This is a genomic window from Paenibacillus salivarius, from assembly GCF_051307165.1.
Taxonomy (GTDB): Bacteria; Bacillota; Bacilli; order Paenibacillales; family Paenibacillaceae; genus Fontibacillus.
Genome location: NZ_CP195592.1, coordinates 1,947,076 through 1,965,459 on the forward strand (window position 1 = coordinate 1,947,076; position 18,384 = coordinate 1,965,459).

Below are 18,384 nucleotides of genomic sequence, written 5' to 3' on the forward strand. Positions count from 1 at the left end.
CATGACCGTTGAAAACTTCACCATGATTGGACTTCTTTTTTTTACGAGAATGGAGGTTATAGAATGAAAGCTTTGTTATTGGCCGGAGGTTTGGGTACGCGTTTAAGACCGTTGACGGAACAGCTGCCAAAGCCGATGGCTCCCGTATGCAATCGCCCTTGGATGGAGTATATCGTCATGCAGTTGAAGGAGCAAGGGATCCGGGAGTTTGTCATTGCGCTGAAGCATTACCCGGATTTGATCAGAAACCACTTTGGAGACGGGCGCAGATTCGGCGTCAACATCGAATATACCGTCGAGGATAGCGCTCTGGGTACCGCAGGGGCCATAAAACTGGCCGAACCCCTCCTCGGTGACAGCTTCATTGTATTGAATGCCGATGTCGTGCAGCAGATCGATCTAAATCCGTTATTGTCGTTTCATCATGCGCATTCCGGCGTCGTGACGATCGGTCTCACTCAGGTGGAGGATCCTTCCCAATTCGGGGTCGTGGATATGGAGGAGTCCGGACGCATCCGGCGGTTCGTGGAGAAGCCCAAGCCCGGCGAAGCGCCTTCCCGTTGGATCAATGCGGGGATTTATGTGATGGACAAGCAGGCGCTCCGGTCCATTCCCGAAGGACGCGAAGTTTCCATTGAACGGGAAACATTCCCCGGCTTGATCGCTCAAGGCTACGGGGTGTATGGATTCCCGATGAGCGGCTATTGGCTTGACATGGGGACGCGTGACCGGTATCGCGCCGTTCACTGGGATTTATTGAACCGTAAATTGAATTTGCCCCTTCCCGGCCAAGAAGCGGAAGCGGGCATTTGGATCGGCGAACAATGCAGTATTAGCCCGTCCGCCGTTTTGAACGGGCCGATCCTGATCGGAAATCGCGTTAAAATCGAAGACGGTGCCGTTATCGGTCCTTACACCGTGATCGGCAGCGATTGCCGCATCCTGGGGAAGGCCCGCCTTAGCGAGACGATCTTGTGGGATCGCTGTCTGGTCCGGAACGGCGCGAGACTGCATCAGTGCGTATTCGGTTACGATTCGGAGATCGGACCGCAGCATATCTTGTATGAAGCCGTCGTCAATCGGATGAAGGAGGTTGTGAGCGCGTGACAAGGATAGCTTATATCGGTACTTATGTGCCCCAGAAATGCGGCATCGCTACGTATACCAGCCATCTCCGCCAGAGCGTGAGAGCGGCCAAAGGCTGGAACGGCAACGATCCGGTGTTTGCCTTCAGGCCCACGGGAGGACAGCCGGAGTTTACCGATCCTTCCATCTCGGTACTTGATAAGGACGACCGCCATGCCTACGGCAAACTGGCCGAACGAATTAACCGAAGCGATGTATCCGTCGTGTCCCTGCAGCATGAGTTCGGCATTTTCGGCGGCGAAGCCGGAGATTATGTACTGGAGTTCGCCGGCAGACTTGAGAAGCCCTTGGCGGTTACCTTTCATACCGTATTTGAAACGCCGGAGGAGCCTTACGGCAGGGTGCAGCGGCAACTCGCGGATCTCAGCGCCATGATTCTGGTCATGAGCCGCAAAGCGGCGGACTATCTGCATCATTCCTTCGGTACTCCAAGACACAAGATCCATTATGTGCCGCACGGCACGCCGGAACCTGAACCCGGGAAACGTTCGGCCTACCGGCGCCGGTTGGGCTGGTCGGACCGCAAAGTGATCATGTCCTTCGGCCTGCTGAGCCGGGGCAAGGGACTCGAAACGGTGATAAGCGCCCTGCCCGAGGTCGTACGAAACGTGCCGAATGCGCTGTATGTGATCGTGGGACAGACGCACCCGGAAGTTCGAAAGCGGGAAGGCGAAGCCTATCGGGAGGAGCTGCAGCAGCTTATCCGCGATTTGGGTCTGGAAGAACATGTCTCGATGCTGGACCGTTACGTGGACGAGGACGAGCTTGTGGGGCTTTTGTCCGCATGCGATCTTTACGTTACGCCATATCCCGGAATGCAGCAAATCACAAGCGGAACCCTTGCCTATGCGCTCGGATTGGGCAAGCCCGTATTAAGCACCCCTTATGTATATGCGAAGGACCTGCTCGGCGATCATCCCGATTTATTAATTCCTCCGGGAGATGCCGGACAATGGGCGGAAGGCCTGACAAGCCTGTTGTCCGACGACAGACGCATGAAGCAGCTAAGCCACGAAATCACCCGGATCGGCTCACAGATGCATTGGCCCAAAGTAGGCAAACTCCATCTTGCGCTGTTTGAACAATGTGCGGCAAAGGTGGCGTTTTCCAATGCGAATTGAACGGGAATGGATTGGGGTGAGGCAGGCATCGCCAGTGAAACGGGATACGGAGCGCTTTAGTCATATCCGCAGACTCACGGACGGGACCGGCATTATGGAACATGCGCTTGGCGCTGTGCCGCGGCGCCTGGAAGGCTACAGCACGGACGACCAAGCCAGGGCGTTATGGATGTGTCTGGAATGGCTGGAACTGCTGGATCAACGGGGCCAGGAAGCGTTGCATCCTTTGATGGATACCTATCTTTCCTTTATGTTGTGGGTTCAAAAGGATAACGGACACTTCCACAATAACATCGCTTATGACCGGACATTCGAGACCGAAGAGCCTTCCGACGATTGCCTCGGGCGATGCTTGTGGGCTTGCTCCGTCGCGTATGCCGCATGGCGGCAGGACGATAGACGCACTGCGGTTGAAGAAATGCTCAAACGAGCTCTAAGCTTAATCCGAAACCTGAGCTCTACAAGGGGATGGGCCCATGCGCTGGCTTCGGTCAGTCTTTTGATGCAGCATGGGTATCCGCAAAGTCTCCAGTCCGATGCCGAATGGCTTGCCGGCCGCTTGATGCAGGCTTATTCGGAAAATTCCTTGCAGGGCTGGTCTTGGTACGAGCCTATGTTAACTTACAGTAACGGTCTTCTTCCATGGGGGTTGCTGTGCGGGTACGAATTGCTGCAGGATCGCAGCATGCTGTCAACGGCGCTGGAGAGTCTTGACTTTTTGATCGGACTGTCCGTGAGCGAGCAAGGACACATACGCCCTATCGGGAACAGGGGATGGTGCGCGCCCGGTAAAAGAGCCTTATGGGATCAACAGCCCATCGACGTCTTCAAGCTTTTGCTGGCCGCGTCGAAAGCCTATCGGCTTACCAATAGGTCATCCTATGCGGATATTGCCGTAAAATGCTGGCAATGGTTTCACGGCGACAATGACGCCGGCGAGCCGATGATTTGCCCAGCGACGGGTGGAGCCTACGATGGATTGACTCCTAATGGAGTCAATTTGAATCAAGGCGCGGAATCGACCATTGCCTATCTCCTGTCGGAAGCTTATTTTATGAAACTGAGGTTATAAGCAGTCCCTTTTCAAACATTTTGACGGGCCGGAATTGCCACGGGAAGAAATAGAGACTAAGATGATAATAGGATGAGAACAAGTCAAATAACCGAGGTGACAAGCATGAAGTACAGACGTCTTGGCAAGACCGGGCTTAAAGTATCGGTGGTCTGAGTCGGAACGTGGCAATTCGGCGGCGACTGGGGCAAAAATTTTTCGCAAACCGAGGTAGACGGAATACTTGCTCGAGCAAAGGAACTCGGGATGAACCTGATCGATACGGCGGAATGTTACGGGCCTCATCATATGTCCGAATCCTTTATCGGCGATTTTATGGCCAGAGACCGTCGTGAAGATTGGGTGATCGCCTCCAAATTCGGGCACCGGTGGCATGATCACTGGGAGAATGCCTGGGATTCGAAGCAAATTCAGGTTCAACTCGAGGAATCCTTGAAAGCGCTCCGCACGGATTATATCGATCTTTACCAGTTCCATTCGGGCTCGGATGAAGTGTTCGACAACGACGAGCTTTGGACGATGCTGGACAAGCAGGTGCAGGCCGGAAAAATCCGGCACCTCGGCATATCGATCGGGAGCAATACGAACATTTACCAGACGGATAAAGCAACCGAGCTTCATGCCGGAGCGATTCAGGTCGTATATAACCGCTTGGACCAGGCGCCGGAGGAACACGTATTTCCATCCTGTCAAAGACAGAATCTTGGCGTGCTCGCAAGGGTCCCGCTGGCCAGCGGGTATTTGAGCGGCAAATATAAGCCGGGGGCCGTATTCAGCGACAATGTCCGGAAAGGGCATGAACGAGAGGAGATTGACGCCAAGCTTCGGCTTGTGGAGGACATCGCCCGGAATGAGGTGCCGGAAGGCGTCAACATGGCGGAATGGGCTCTGGCGTGGTGCCTCAAGCACCCCGCCGTTACTTGCGTGATTCCGGGCTGCAAGAGCATTGAGCAGGTAGAAACAAACGCTCGGGCGGCGAATCTCGCTTTGGTCAACGATGACCATCCTGGCGCTTGGAAATAAGGAGAACATCATGGGCAACTACTCGATATGCAAAATATGCGGTAATCTGTACGAGAGAAGAAACAAGCCGATTTGCAAAAGCTGCGAGGAACTTTACGAAAAGATAAGAAGCATCGTTGAGAAGAAACCCGATACGATCATATTGGAAATTTCTAATCAGACCGGAATCAGCGTCAGCAAAATTCTGGCTTTCGCAAATAACGGATATTTTACGATTAATGAAGGAACCATCGGAATGAAGTAATCTAGAAGAGCCTCCCTGAAGGAGGCTTTTTTGTTTACCTTTTTATAAAATAGTATTCCTGCATGTAAACTAAATGGTATTATATACTATAACTATAAAGGATGTTTCCTTCTGCCTATCATTTCCTGATGAAGAGAAAGGTGGATCGATCGTGAGAAAAAAGCGGAACCCTATGTTGATCCGGTTTCTTGTCTCCTACCTGCTTGTCCTTTTATTCCCCTTAATGATCATTCTGATGTATTATTATCCCCACTCGACCGCGGTGGTAAAGAAGCAGCATATGGACTGGAACACGCATGTGACGGAACAGTTCATGACTTCGATGAATACGTTCACCCGGTACGTTTATAATTTGCCTTACGAGCTGGTGCAAAACCGCGAAATCAAAATGTATGACAACAGCGACTATCAACGGGTGCTAAATGCGGGCGAAATGCGAAAGTACAATGCGACGGACGGATTTATTTACAATACGCTGCTGTATATCAAAAGCACCGGGTATTTGTTCGCCAAAACCGGAAGCGCTTACAAGGCGGAGGACTTCAACAAGCCGGGCATCGGGTACTATTATGAGAACTGGCCTTACCAGGAAATGATCGGAACGTTGAATCATTTGGAGGCCCCCATCGTCCGGCCGGTCGAGAGTGTCGTCATTCCGGGAAGCAATCAAGTCCGCATGATTACGTTCGCCCTTCCTTTGCCGGTCGGAGGGTACGATCCCCCGGGGGCGGTGCTGATCATGGTTCGCGAGGACACGATGATCCGCATGATGAATTCCGTTTCGGAGAAGTATACGGGACAGTTTTTTATTTTTGACGCGCAGGGCAATGAGCTATTGGCATCGGAGGAGACCGATTACAACGGCTCGACTGAGTTTCGGAGCATCGTCTCCGGCCTGAAGGAAGGAACCGAGAAGGCGGGGATCCACAGTTTGAACGGCAGGGATTACATCGTCTCCCATTCGGTATCGGATAAGAACGGCTGGCAATACGTAAGCATGCTGCCTGTGACGGATACGCTGCTTGGCATTCAAAAAATCCAGCGCAACTCGGTGATGCTGATCGGGCTGATGCTGCTGCTTGAATTGCTGATCATCTATTTATCGATCCGGCAAAACTATCAACCGATCAAACGGCTCGTCGACTTTGCCATAGATATTTTTGAGCCTGCGGATCGCAAAGCCCTGAACGAAATCGAAACGATCCGTTATGCGCTTGGGGAACTCGTTTCCGTCAACAGCTCGCTGGATGCCGAGGTCAAACGGACGCTGCCGATCATGCGCGATAACTTGTTGTTCGAGCTGGTCAGCGGCAAGATTCCGGCATGGGAGGACTTTCAACGGGAAGCGAAGGCGTACGGGATCAAGTTTGCGTTTCCGTACTCGGCGGTAGCCGTATTGTCCCTGGAACCGGAAGTAACGGCGGAGGGGGCGGAGGAAGGAAGCGGCAATGCCGTCCTGGATGCGGCGGACTTACTTCGTTCACTCGAGGAGAGCCGGACGGAAGGGATGGAAGGTTATATTTTTAAAAGCATTTATAATCAGGAAATGATCTTCGTTTGCTCCTGTGAGGAACAGTTTCCGGTTAAAGAATATCTTGACGGCGTACGGCGGAAAGTGGAAGCGGATACGGGAGTGCGGGTGTTTGTAGGAATCGGGACCCCGGCTAAACCGTTCTCGGCGGAAGACATTCATCTCTCCTACTTGCAAGCCGTGCGCGCATCCGAATTTTTGCGCCTTCGCCGGGATGATCAGGTCTTGGTTTTCAACGAGATGGACATTCCGAAATCGGGGACCGTATCTTATTTCGCCGAACTGCTGCAATCGCTGGAGTTGTCTATCCTGAAAAACGAGGTGACCGCCGTCAAAGCCGTTGTCGAGAAGATCGTCGGTCATATGGAGACGGGCAGCGGAGGAGCGTCGCCTCACATTGTGCGCAGCATCTATTTGAATACGGTCAGCGTCATTTTGAGCGGTCTGCAACGGTTCAGCCATGACGATGCCGGACTGCTCCGTCTGACGGATGCGGCGTTCAGGCACCATTACACGATCGGTCAAATGGTTGGGATCATCAGGGACAGCTGCAGCAAGCTGTGCGATATTATTCAAAGCACGCTTCCGTCGTCCAACGTCGTCTCCCGGGATGACATGATTCGTTATATCGAAGAAAAGGGCATGGAGCCCGACTTTTCGCTTCAGCGGATCGCCGAATATTTTCATATGTCCCCGTCCAATTTCAGTCATTATTTCAAAAAGACGATCGGTCAAAATTTCAAAGAATATATCGATATGCAGCGTATTCAAAAATCCGCCCAGCTGCTGCGCAATACGTCCCAGACGCTGGAAGAGGTGTCGAGGCAGACGGGATTCTCCAATACGTCGAGCTTTATCCGCTGCTTCAAAAAAATCGTCGGCACGACGCCGGGACAATACCGGGAAGCTCACAGGGCCGGGTGACGATGGATTAAGGATTGGTGCTGCCGTGATGTAAACGGCAGTTTTTTTGATGGCTGGCCCTGCTGAGATGTCCTCAACTTAGCGTAGCGGGTGAAATTGTTGTACTTAATGCAGCAATTCCGGCCGGATTTACTCGAATGGGTCGCACAAGTTGTATGTTATGCAACAATTTTGAGTTGGAAAGCGACTATTGGTGCTTGATAGGCCACATTTGTTGTACAGAGTACAACAATGAAGGGGCGCAGGCCCGAAATGGAGTGAAAATGTTGTACTTTCTACAACATTTTCGACTAATTTACTCGAATGGGCCGCACAAGTTGTACATTATGCAACAATTTTGGGCGGGAAAGCGACTATTGGTGCTAGATAGACCGCATTTGTTGTACAAAGTACAACAATGAAGGGGCGCAGGCCCGAAATGGAGTGAAAATGTTGTACTTTCTACAACATTTTCGACTAATTTACTCGAATGGGACGCACAAGCTGTACGTTATGCATCAAATTTGGGCGGAAAAGCGACTATTGGTGCTAGATAGACCGCATTTGTTGTACAGAGTACAACAATGGGGGGATGAAGGCGCAAAATGGAGTAAAAATGTTGTACAGAGTACAACAACGAAGAGGTGGGCGTACCCATTTTTTGAATATATACAAAATTTGAAATACCAAAAATACAAGCGTCGAGGAGGCTTTCGAACGCCTAGAATTAAGCGCTTTCAATTATTGCGCATTGCTTAAAAACTGCCCGTTTACGATCGGATGCATCGCCATTTAGAGTAAGTGCTGCGGAGCGGAAGGAGGATGCCCGCGGCGCAATAACCATAGGGATCGACAATCAGATTCTAAAGGGGAGGTTTTGTCATGCGAAAAGGAATGTGGAAAAAGGCCATCGCCTTCACCTCAGCCGTGATTGTGGCGGCTTCCGTATTGACGGGCTGCGGAGGATCGGGCGGCAATGAAGGAAAGGACGGCGCGGATACGCCGGGCGATGCGGCCGGAAACGGCCAAAAGGTGAAGCTGACCGCGATCGTCACGAAACACCCGTTGACGAAGCCGCTTGCGGAGATGGAATGGCTGCAGAAGGTGGAGGAAACGGCGGGGGTCGATATCGAGTGGCAGGAAATCACGGCCGACTGGGATCAGAAAAAAGGCACGATGCTCGCCAGCGGGGACGTGCCGGATTTGTTCGTCGGGCCCAACGTGATCACGGATGCGGATTTTGCCCAATTCCAAGGCTTGTTCCAGGACCTGAGCGGCATGCTGGACCAGGCGCCGAACGTACAAAAAATGTTCGAGGAGAAGCCGGATACGAAGCGGATCGCGACGCAGCCCGACGGGAAGATTTATGGGCTCCCGAAATACCAGCGGTTCTGGCCAAGCTCCGCGTCCAGGCTTTATATCAATCAGAAATGGCTCGACAATCTCGGCTTAAGCGTGCCGACGACCTGGGATGAGCTTTACGACGTGCTTGTCGCCTTCAAGGAAAAGGATGCCAACGGCAACGGCAATCCTAACGATGAAATCCCGATGGATTGGCCGGGCGGCATCGGCGGTTACTTCAATGCGGCCTACCTTCTTGGCGGCACAGGCATGACGCTGACCGACGGCAGCGGCCAGGGCTATTTCGTCGAAGACGGCCAGGTGAAGAACTTCCTGACCGATGAACGTTACAAAGAGCTGATTACGTTCCTGAACAAGCTTTATAAAGCCGGGCTCATCAATCCGGAGGTGTTCACGCACGACTATACGAAATATCAGTCCGTCGCCCGCGGCGAAGGCGATACCGCCAAAGTCGGGTTTACGCTGGGCTGGGTCGCTTCCGACCGGTTCGGCGAGCAGCTTGCTCCTCAATATACCTCGATGACGCCGCCGAAGGCGACGCCGGATGCCCAGGTTTCGTGGAGCTACGATTATAATTCCTTGAACTATGGCGTGAACCATGTCGTCATGTCGGCCAAATCGAAAAACAAGGAAGCGGCCATGCGCTTCATCAACGAACTTTATGCGCCGGAGGTCGGCATGCAGGTGTTATTCGGCTCGCTCGGACCAAACATTAAGGACAACGGAGACGGCACCTATGCCGTACTGCCGCCAGGCGATGCGAACATGGACCCGGGAACCTGGAAATGGACCTCCACGCTCGCCGACAACGGTGCCTTCTACATCCCGGATACGCTGCAGTTGACGCTGGGTGAGGATATGCAGGAAGTGATCGGACAATCCGAGCCGATCGAAGCGATTAAGATCGATGTGGAGAACGATGTACTGCCCGGCATTTTCATGAAATATACGACGGCGGACAACAGCACGATGGCACTCAACAACACCAATGTGATGAACCTGGCGAACACGAATTTTGCGAAATGGATTACGAAAGGCGGCATCGAAAACGAGTGGGACGCTTATGTGAAGGAGTCCGAGCGGGCCGGTCTGACGCAGAACCTGGAAATTATGCAGAAGTACTATGACGAATTCAAGAAAAACCAATAACGGCTTACCCGAGACCGGACGCCACTGACGCCGTGCCGCTGAATCGGCGGCGCGGCCGTATCCTACAAGAAGGAAGGGAGATGCACCTCATGCGCAACCGGGGAGGAATACGGCTGCTCAAACGCGACTATCAGCTATGGATCATGATTTTGCCCGCCATCGCCGTTGTCCTGGTTTTTAACTATATACCGATGTACGGCATCCAGCTCGCGTTCCGCGATTACGATTTCAGCAAAGGGCTTACCGGCGGCGAGTGGCGTGGATTGTTCTATTTCAAGCAATTTATCGACAGCTATCTGTTCACCGATTTAATGAAAAACACGTTTTTCATCAGCCTTGCCTCGATCGTGATCGGGTTTCCGGCTCCGATTATTCTCGCGCTGATTTTAAACCAGATCCGCAGCAAGCGGATGAAAAACGTAATGCAAACGACGGTGTATCTGCCTCATTTTATTTCGGTCATCGTGCTTGTCGGGATGCTGAACGTATTGCTGTCCCCGGAAACCGGCGTCGTCGGTTACATGATGAAAGCGCTCGGCCTGGGTCATATCAACCTGATCGCTTCGACGAATACGTTCATCCCGGTGTACGTACTGTCCGACATATGGCAGCATTGCGGCTGGAACAGCATCATTTATTTGGCGGCGCTGTCCACCGTCGACCCGCAGCTGTACGATTCCGCGAAAATCGACGGGGCGAGCAGATGGCAAATGATCCGCCACGTCGATCTGCCGGCGCTGATTCCTACGATCATCATCTTGTTCATTCTCAGCATGGGCAACATTTTGAGCACCGGATTCGAGAAAATTTTCCTCATGCAAAATTCGCTCAATCTGCCCGTATCGGAAGTGATCGCCACCTACGTGTACAAAATCGGGATCATCTCCAACCAGTTCAGCTACGCTTCCGCGATCGGGTTATTCAATACGGTGATCAATTTTATTTTCCTGTTCGGCATGAACGCCATTTCGAAAAAGGTGTCGGACACGAGCTTGTACTAGGAAAGGACGGAAGGAGGAGCTTTCAATCATGGTACGTAAAAAATGGGACGGAAAAGAGCTCGCGTTCCGGTTCGTCCTCTCTGCGGTGTGTCTGCTGATTTTTCTCGTGATCGCTTATCCGCTTTATTTCATCGTCATCGCGTCGTTCAGCGACTCTACGTTGGTGGCGACCGGCAAGGTGCTGCTGTTTCCGAAAGGAACGAGCCTGTTCGGGTACAAGGAAATTTTTCAGGACAGCCGGATCTGGACCGGTTACCGCAATACCGTGTTTTACACGCTGTTCGGTACGCTGGTCAACATGCTGTTCACGATGCCGGCCGCTTACGTGCTGTCGCGGAAGGAATTCAAGGCAAGACGTCCGATTATGTTCCTGTTCGTCGTGACGATGTTTTTCAACGGGGGATTGATCCCGACTTATCTGTTGATGAAGGACCTGCATATCACGAACACGGTTTGGGTCTTTATCTTGCCGTTTTGCGTCAACATCTTTTACTTGATTATTGCCCGGACATTCTTCGAAAGCTCGCTGCCGCCCGAACTGTACGAAGCGGCGGTCATCGACGGCTGCACGCATTTCAAATTTTTCATGAAAGTGGCGCTGCCGCTGTCCAAAGCGATGATATCGGTAATTGCGCTCTACTATTTGGTCGGACATTGGAACGACTTTTTCACCGCGCTGATCTATATTCGGGACAATAACCTTCAGCCGCTTCAAATCGTACTCCGGGATATATTGCTGTCCAACCAGGTGTTTCAAAACGGGGCCGGCACGGGGGGCGCGGCGGGCGGTTATGCCCAGCGTTACGCGGACCAGATCAAATATGGAGTCATTATCGTATCGTCGCTGCCGATCCTCGTCCTTTATCCGTTTCTACAAAAATACTTCGAGAAGGGCGTCATGATCGGGTCGGTGAAAGGATGAGCTTTAAACGAATGGGGGCCGTTTCGGTTTGAAACGGGCCCCTTATGTTTTTTTGATCCATGGTTCTAAGGAAACTGGATATCCTTATTTCGCCGGTTTCGGCACTTGAGAATTTTTAACGAAACGGTGTAACGTTATTCAAGTAAAATGGGGTCATGGAGCGCAATACACATCAAATAGCGTGACAGCGTTTCGTTAGAATTCGAACCGGCGCGAATTTGGTCAAATAAGGTTCCCTGGTTTCGTTAGCCGAAGAACCGTGGCCGAATCATCCAGTGATTACGACGATTCTGCCCAATCACTCCCTCACTCCTCCCAAAGCTCGTTGACCTTTACCGGCAGTCCGGTTCTGATCGAGCGGTTGGCCGCGATGCCGGTCATGATGGACCAGGCGCCGTCGACATGGGAAGCCGCCCGGTTAAACCGATCCTCCTGCGGCTTGTCGAAGATGTCGCGCAGCATGACAGGATCTCCGCCTCCGTGGCCGCCTTCGCCCTGGACGATCTCGACGCGGTAAGGTGCTGCAAAGAGGGGCTGCACGGTCATGTCAATGCCGCCGAGCGCGCCTTCATTTTCCTTGGCACCGCCGGAATTGACGTAGGATTTCTCTGTTACGCGCACCTCAAGCCGTCCCTTAGTCCCGTTAAAGACAATGATAAACCCTTCCCAAGGCATGTACGCATTCAGCGAATAGTTCATGACAGCCTTGTTTTTATATTTGACCATGACGCTCATCGTATCTTCGATGCTGATATTGTCCCCGAACACACTCTGGTCCCGTTGGTATCCGTCTTCGTCCTCGGCGTCCAGGTACATTTTTTTCAAATGCTCGTTCCGGTCCAAATGCAAGGCAAACGGGTCGTTTTCGGCGGCCTTGCTCCCGTAAGCGCGTTGATAAAACTGCGTAATCCCCCGCTTCTCGGCGTTTTCCTTCCCGTAAAACCTTAGATCTCCCATCGCATAGACGATTTCCGGTTTCGAATCGAGCCAGAAATTCATCAGATCGAAATGATGCGTCGATTTATGCACGAGCAAGCCTCCGCTGTTTCGCTTGTCCCGGTGCCACCGCCGGAAATAATCGGCCCCATGCTCCGTATTCAGGAGCCACTCGAAATTGACCGACAGCACTTCGCCGATCGTCCCGTCCATGATGATCTCCCGGATCTTCGTATTATGCGGGGCATACCGGTAATTGAAGGTCACGCGCAGCTTTCGGCCCGTTCGTTCGATCGCCTCGAAGATCTCCCGGCATTTCTCCTCATCGACGGTCATCGGCTTTTCGGTGATCACGTCGCAGCCGAGCTCCATCGCCCGGACGATATACTTGTGATGCGTGCGGTCAATGGTGCAGATGATCACGGTATCCGGCTTGGTTTCACGAATCATATCATCGAAGCCGTCCGCCTTATAAACGGAGACGGGGTGGTACGCATACTTGTCCCGGAGCAGTTCATTCGCATATTCCATTCGGGTCCGGTTCGCATCGCAAAAGGCGACCAGCTCCGACGTATCCTTGAAGGTGGTAACTAAGGCACTATAAAAAAACTCCGCTCTTCCGCCCGTTCCGACCAATGCGTACCTTTTTTTATCCACGATGATTCCTCCATTTACATCATTTTGAAGTTATCATATAGTAAATAAAATGTTGATTTCTAACCATTTCCTGCTTCTTTTGCGTAAAACTATGCATATTTTATCTTTGTAAAAAAAACGAAAGGGTGTTGCGGATGAATGCGTCATCGGTTCTGATCGTGGAGCAGATGAAACGGGACAGGCCGTTTAATATGGATTCGGAGCACATGCACGATACCTATGAAATCTACTACCTGTTGTCCGGCGAACGGTATTACTACATCCATGACCGCGTTTATGCGCTGCAGGCCGGCGATCTGGTATTCATCCACAAAAACCGGCTGCACAGGACGTCCAGCAAAGGCGGCGTCAAGCACGAGCGCATCCTGATCAATTTCGACGACTCCTGTCTGCGCTTTGCCGAAGGTATGGGGCTGGAAATGCTGCCTTTGTTGAACGGGGACAGCTTTTTGCTGCGGTTGAACGCCCAGGAACAAGGGCGGGTCACAGACCTGCTATTTACCATGCTTCAGGAACAGAAGGAAGAACGGTTGTTAAGCCTCTTTTACCTCCAGACCTTGCTTGTCCAGCTGCTGATTCTGCTCGGCCGAATCCGGGAGGAACAGGCGGAGAACCTGAAGCCGGAAAATAACGAAATCCAGCAGAGAGTATATGCGATCGTGGAGTTCTTGAACGGGCGTTACGCGCAGAAGCTTAAGCTGGATGAGATCGCACGGCATTTTTTTATCAGCCCGACTTATTTATGCCGCATCTTCAAAGAGACTACCGGGTTTACGATCATCGAATTTCTCAATCATGTAAGGGTCAGGGAAGCCCAGGCCCGACTGATTGATACGAATTGGAAGATCACGAGGGTCGCCGAGGAAACCGGGTTTGACAGCATCGCGCACTTTGGAAGGGTTTTCAAAAAAATAACGAGCCGTTCGCCGCTGCAATACCGCAAGCAGAACAAGCAACAATGATTTTTTGATAAAGGGAAAAGATCAGGTTCCTGAAGCATCCCTCCGGAAAAATAGTGGGCTCCGAGGGCTGTTTTTTTTTCGTTCGTCATGTGTATTTTTTCACAATTAAAGAAAATAATATTATTCAACAATCGGTGAAAAGGGGAGCAGGCATGATCAATGTAACGAAATTGTTGACCGGACTGGACGGAGAAGGCGACCATCTGCGCTACGGGCTAGGGGCGAGGAAAGCGAAAACCGGAACGTCCGAGGGAAACGGACCGGTGGTCGTCTGGAACGCGACGCGAGCCTGCAACTTAAGTTGCCGCCACTGCTACGCCGACGCCTGCTCCTCCAAGGACCCGGACGAGCTGTCGACGCTGGAGGCGATGGAGATGATCGACGATCTTGCCGATTTTCGCGTGCCGGTCCTGCTGTTTTCGGGGGGCGAGCCGTTGATGCGCAGAGATATTCTCGATTTGATCCATTATGCGGCGAGCCGGGGACTACGTGCGGTCCTGTCCACCAACGGCACGCTGATTACCCGGCGCAAAGCCGGACAGCTCAAAGAGGCGGGGGTCAAATATGCGGGTATCAGCCTTGACGGGCTGGGCTCGCGTCACGATGAATTCCGGGGGCAAAGCGGGTGCTTCGATCAGGCACTGGCCGCTATTCGAAATTGCCTGGGCGAGGGCCTGAAGGCGGGGCTGCGTTTTACGATCAGCAAGCATACGTATCGGGATCTGGAAGGGATTCTGGAATTAATCGAACGCGAAAATATCCCCAGAGCCTGCTTCTATCACCTGGTTTATGCGGGCAGGGGCGGCGGTTTGCGGGATGCGGACGTAAGCCGCGAGCAGTCCAGTCGGGCGCTCGACCTGATCATCGCCAAGACGCTGGACCTCCACGGCAAAGGAAAACGGGCGGAACTTCTTACGGTGGACAACCATGCCGACGGCGTTTATTTGTACCGGTGGATGAGGGACAGAGACCCGGAACGGGCGGCCGTCTTGCTTGACTTGCTGCGCCGCAACGGGGGCAATCGCTCGGGATCGGCGATCGCCTGCATCGACTGGTCGGGGAACGTATACCCGGATCAATTTACCCGGGACATCGAGATCGGCAATATCCGTGAGCGGAAGTTCAGCACCCTTTGGAAAGAGGCCGCCCATCCGGTCCTGGCCGGGTTAAGGGAAGACCGGACCCGGAATCTCAAAGGAAGGTGCGGTAGCTGCGCATGGCTCGATATATGCAACGGCAATTTTCGGGCGAGGGCGGCCTCGGTCCGGGGCAATTTCTGGGATGCCGATCCTGCGTGCTATTTGAGCGACCGGGAAATCGGACTCCCGGTCTAGGAGAAGGTGCAAATCGATGCTCATCTCGTGGAATGTGACCAAAAGGTGCAATCTGTATTGTGCGCACTGTTACCGCGATTCCGGTCCGGACGCCTCCGACGAGGGCCGGCTTACGACGGAAGAGGGGCGCCGCCTGATCGACCAGATTCAAGCGGCCGGTTTCCGGCTGCTTATTTTTAGCGGCGGCGAACCGCTGATCCGGGAGGATCTGACCGAACTGATCGCACATGCGGCTGCCCACGGCTTGAAATCGGCCATGGGCAGCAATGGGACGCTGTTGACCGCCGCCAAGGCCCGCGAATTGAAGACGGCCGGTTTGGACGGGATCGCCATCAGCATCGACAGCGCCGAGCCGGCTTCCCACAACCGGTTTCGAAATTCGCCGGACGGTTGGGAGAAGGCGGTGCAAGGGATCCTTCATGCCCGCGAAGCCGGATTGAAAGTCCAGATCAACATGACGCTGAAAGAGGACAATGTGGACGAATTCGACCGGGTGGCCCGATTGGCGGAGGAGCTGGATGTGGCATCGCTGCATCCCTTTTTTCTCGTGCCGACCGGAAGGGCCGTCAATATAGAGGAAGACGCGCTGAAACACGAGCGTTATTATCAGGTGCTGCGTAATGTGCTGCAACGGCAGCGGTCGACCCGCATCGAGATCAAACCGACCTGCGCGCCGCAGTTTATGCCGCTTGCCCGAAGCATGCGCCTTGAGATGCGGTATACCCGCGGATGCTTGGCGGGAGTAGGCTACTGCTCCGTACTGCCGAACGGAGACGTGCATATTTGCCCGTATTTGCCCGTGAAGGTGGGAAGCGTTCGCGAGACGCCTTTTGAGGAGCTATGGCGTGACAACCCCGTGTTCCGTGATTTGCGGAACTACAAAAAATACGAAGGCGCCTGCGGATCCTGCCGTGACGTCGGTGTCTGCGGAGGCTGCCGGGCCCGTTCCTATTACTATAGCGGCGGCAATTTTTTGGCCGAGGAGCCTTGGTGCCACAAAAGACCGCCCGTACGCATAATCGATGGAGGGATCAGGCGTTGAAGGAACTCGAAGCAAAGGACAGGGCGCTTCTGAATCGGCTGCAGGAAGGTCTGCCTCTGGTGGAGCGCCCGTGGGATGCATTGGGAGGAGAATTGGGAATGGCGGGAGACGAGGTTATCCGGAGATTGGCGAAGTTAAAGGAAGAAGGCCTCGTGCGAAGGGTGGGCGGCGTATTTAATCCGTCCAAGCTTGGCTTTTCGGGAAGATTGTACGCCATGGCCGTGCCGGAGGAGCTGTTTTATGACGTCGCCGCCGTCGTCAACGGATACAAGGGAGTGACGCACAATTACCGGCGGCAAAGCAGGCTCAATATGTGGTTCACTCTGTCGGCGAGAAGCGAGGAGGAAAGATCCGGGATTCTTTCGTCGATCCGGGACGCGGCGGGCGGAGCCGGCATCTACGAATTCCCTGCCGAGCGGATGTATAAGCTGAACGTATTTTTAAATATGGAGACATCGAAGGAGGCCAATGCGCATGGATGAGTTTGATCTGCTTTTGGTCCGGGAATTGCAAGGGGAGCTCCCCTTGTGCGCCGATCCGTACGGCGAATTGGCCGCCAATCTGGGGCGTCCGGTCGACGAAGTGCTGCTGCGTCTCCGGACGATGCGGGAGGAAGGAACGCTCAAACGGATCGGAGCCGTGTTAAAGCACCGGAACGCGGGTTTCTCGGCTAATGGTCTGTTTGTTTGCCTGATGCCGGAGGAGAAGATTGACGAAGCCGGCCGGAGACTGGCCGACCGTCGTGAAGTGAGCCACTGCTACCGCCGGACTCCCTATCCGGATTGGCCGTATAATCTTTATGCCATGATTCACGGGACATCGGAGGAGGAAGTGCTGCGGGTCGCCGAAACGTTTGTCCGGGAGGAGGGGGCCGGGGAGCATGAGATCCTGTTCAGTACGGAGGAATTGAAGAAGACCAGCTTTTCGCTGTAATCGGCCGTTCATCATTCCGACCCATGGAAGGCGCCTGCATTTTGCGATATAGTAAAAATAACAAATTGCAAGAAAACCAATTCGATAAGACGGTTTTCGAGGGAAGGAATGGATGAAATGGACGTGTTAAGCGCGATTGAGCAGCGTAGAGAGATTACGAAATTCAAGGATACCCCCATTAGCCCCGAAGTGATGGAAAATTTAATCCGCTCCCTGTATTTGGCTCCAAGCGGCAACAATTTGCCTTCCCGGGAGTTTGTCGTCATCACGGATCGGGACATGCTCCAATCCTTAAGTACGACTTCGCCATATATGAAGTGGCTGGAGAAAGCGGCTGCGGGGATCGTGATCACAGGCAATCCGTCTTTGAGCAAATATTGGCTTCAGGACGCTTCGATCGCCGGCGGCTTCCTGTGGCTTGCCTCCGTGTCATACGGGCTCGGGGCGGCGTGGGGAGCGGTGTATCATTCCGAGGATGCCGAGGAATCGGCCAAGCGGGAACAATATGTGCGAGGCTTGCTGGGGGTTCCCTCTGACCTGCGCGTCGTTGCGATCATCGGTCTTGGATACCCGGATGTGCTGCCGGATCCGAAAGAAATGGTTCCGTTGGAGACGGTCGTTCATCGGGAGAAGTACGATGGAGCATAGAGCTCGGTGGAAAAGCCGTGGCCGGTTGGAGATTGTTTCTCCGATCGCCCGGCTTTTTGCTATTTCAAAAGGTTGAAGTCATTCTCGCCAAGGAACCGAAATCTGTATGAATTATAATACACAGATCAGCCTTTAACTGGCTTTCGGGTGAATCTGTATGAATTATCGTACAGATTTCCAACGATTATCCGTATTCAGGGCAATTTTGTATGATTTTTCGAATAGAAATAGCGATTTGTCCGAAAATGCCAAGTTTAAGGTCGATTTTTCATACAGACATCCCCAATCTATCGTTCACGCTGACGCATTCTTGTCCTTTTGTAGGATTCCAAATATGGTCAATTTTCGTTTATATTTATTGAGACGGACGATTAAATCATGGGCTGAGAGGGGCTTGA

Annotated in this window: 15 protein-coding genes and 1 pseudogene; 15 read left to right on the forward strand and 1 reads right to left on the reverse strand. The window is 52.9% G+C overall.

Annotated features, from left to right (window positions below):
• Nucleotides 1-63: 63 nt before the first annotated feature.
• From ACSFXJ_RS08595 to ACSFXJ_RS08635, 9 genes and pseudogenes are all read left to right on the forward strand, one after another.
• A complete protein-coding gene (locus ACSFXJ_RS08595) occupies nucleotides 64-1,107 on the forward strand; it encodes a sugar phosphate nucleotidyltransferase (RefSeq protein ID WP_435924758.1) in 1,044 nt (347 codons plus the stop codon).
• The gene (locus tag ACSFXJ_RS08600) at nucleotides 1,104-2,267 is read left to right on the forward strand and encodes a glycosyltransferase family 4 protein (protein ID WP_435924759.1); all 1,164 of its coding nucleotides are present in this window, start codon (nucleotides 1,104-1,106) and stop codon (nucleotides 2,265-2,267) included. Before ACSFXJ_RS08595 ends, ACSFXJ_RS08600 begins: the two co-directional genes overlap by 4 nt.
• On the forward strand, nucleotides 2,257-3,339 hold the full coding sequence (locus ACSFXJ_RS08605) for a glycosyl transferase (protein WP_435924760.1): 1,083 nt from the start codon (nucleotides 2,257-2,259) through the stop codon (nucleotides 3,337-3,339). Before ACSFXJ_RS08600 ends, ACSFXJ_RS08605 begins: the two co-directional genes overlap by 11 nt.
• Nucleotides 3,340-3,444: 105 nt before the next feature.
• Nucleotides 3,445-4,362 (forward strand): annotated as a pseudogene (locus ACSFXJ_RS08610) (aldo/keto reductase).
• Between the two features lie 10 nt (nucleotides 4,363-4,372).
• Nucleotides 4,373-4,606, forward strand: coding sequence for a hypothetical protein (locus ACSFXJ_RS08615; protein WP_435924761.1), 234 nt, complete (start codon nucleotides 4,373-4,375; stop codon nucleotides 4,604-4,606).
• A gap of 151 nt (nucleotides 4,607-4,757) precedes the next feature.
• Nucleotides 4,758-7,061, forward strand: a complete 2,304-nt coding sequence (locus ACSFXJ_RS08620) for a helix-turn-helix domain-containing protein (RefSeq protein WP_435924762.1) — start codon at nucleotides 4,758-4,760, stop codon at nucleotides 7,059-7,061.
• Between the two features lie 873 nt (nucleotides 7,062-7,934).
• Nucleotides 7,935-9,551, forward strand: coding sequence for an ABC transporter substrate-binding protein (locus ACSFXJ_RS08625; protein WP_435925716.1), 1,617 nt, complete (start codon nucleotides 7,935-7,937; stop codon nucleotides 9,549-9,551).
• Nucleotides 9,552-9,640: 89 nt separating this feature from the next.
• A complete protein-coding gene (locus ACSFXJ_RS08630) occupies nucleotides 9,641-10,552 on the forward strand; it encodes an ABC transporter permease (protein WP_435924763.1) in 912 nt (303 codons plus the stop codon).
• Between the two features lie 28 nt (nucleotides 10,553-10,580).
• Nucleotides 10,581-11,474 carry a carbohydrate ABC transporter permease gene (locus tag ACSFXJ_RS08635; protein ID WP_435924764.1) on the forward strand — a complete coding sequence of 298 codons (894 nt, stop codon included), beginning with the start codon at nucleotides 10,581-10,583 and terminating at the stop codon, nucleotides 11,472-11,474.
• Nucleotides 11,475-11,780: 306 nt separating this feature from the next.
• Here the strand turns inward: ACSFXJ_RS08635 and ACSFXJ_RS08640 are convergent, their stop codons facing one another.
• Nucleotides 11,781-13,067 carry a Gfo/Idh/MocA family oxidoreductase gene (locus ACSFXJ_RS08640; RefSeq protein ID WP_435924765.1) on the reverse strand — a complete coding sequence of 429 codons (1,287 nt, stop codon included), beginning with the start codon at nucleotides 13,065-13,067 and terminating at the stop codon, nucleotides 11,781-11,783.
• A gap of 134 nt (nucleotides 13,068-13,201) precedes the next feature.
• Here ACSFXJ_RS08640 and ACSFXJ_RS08645 point away from each other — a divergent pair, with 134 nt between their 5' ends.
• The 6 genes from ACSFXJ_RS08645 to ACSFXJ_RS08670 all read left to right on the forward strand — a co-directional run bounded on the left by ACSFXJ_RS08645 (nucleotide 13,202) and on the right by ACSFXJ_RS08670 (nucleotide 17,986).
• Nucleotides 13,202-14,029 carry a helix-turn-helix domain-containing protein gene (locus ACSFXJ_RS08645; RefSeq protein WP_435924766.1) on the forward strand — a complete coding sequence of 276 codons (828 nt, stop codon included), beginning with the start codon at nucleotides 13,202-13,204 and terminating at the stop codon, nucleotides 14,027-14,029.
• A gap of 152 nt (nucleotides 14,030-14,181) precedes the next feature.
• Entirely contained in the window at nucleotides 14,182-15,363 is a 1,182-nt protein-coding gene (locus tag ACSFXJ_RS08650) for a radical SAM protein (protein ID WP_435924767.1), read from the forward strand.
• Between the two features lie 16 nt (nucleotides 15,364-15,379).
• Nucleotides 15,380-16,405: a radical SAM protein gene (locus ACSFXJ_RS08655; protein WP_435924768.1), complete on the forward strand. Its 1,026-nt coding sequence runs from the start codon at nucleotides 15,380-15,382 to the stop codon at nucleotides 16,403-16,405.
• A complete protein-coding gene (gene ahbA / locus ACSFXJ_RS08660) occupies nucleotides 16,402-16,887 on the forward strand; it encodes a siroheme decarboxylase subunit alpha (RefSeq protein ID WP_435924769.1) in 486 nt (161 codons plus the stop codon). The genes ACSFXJ_RS08655 and ahbA overlap by 4 nt, the downstream gene beginning before the upstream one ends.
• On the forward strand, nucleotides 16,880-17,338 hold the full coding sequence (gene ahbB, locus ACSFXJ_RS08665; RefSeq protein ID WP_435924770.1) for a siroheme decarboxylase subunit beta: 459 nt from the start codon (nucleotides 16,880-16,882) through the stop codon (nucleotides 17,336-17,338). Before ahbA ends, ahbB begins: the two co-directional genes overlap by 8 nt.
• A 117-nt stretch (nucleotides 17,339-17,455) precedes the next feature.
• Nucleotides 17,456-17,986, forward strand: coding sequence for a nitroreductase family protein (locus ACSFXJ_RS08670; protein WP_435924771.1), 531 nt, complete (start codon nucleotides 17,456-17,458; stop codon nucleotides 17,984-17,986).
• Nucleotides 17,987-18,384: the final 398 nt, after the last annotated feature.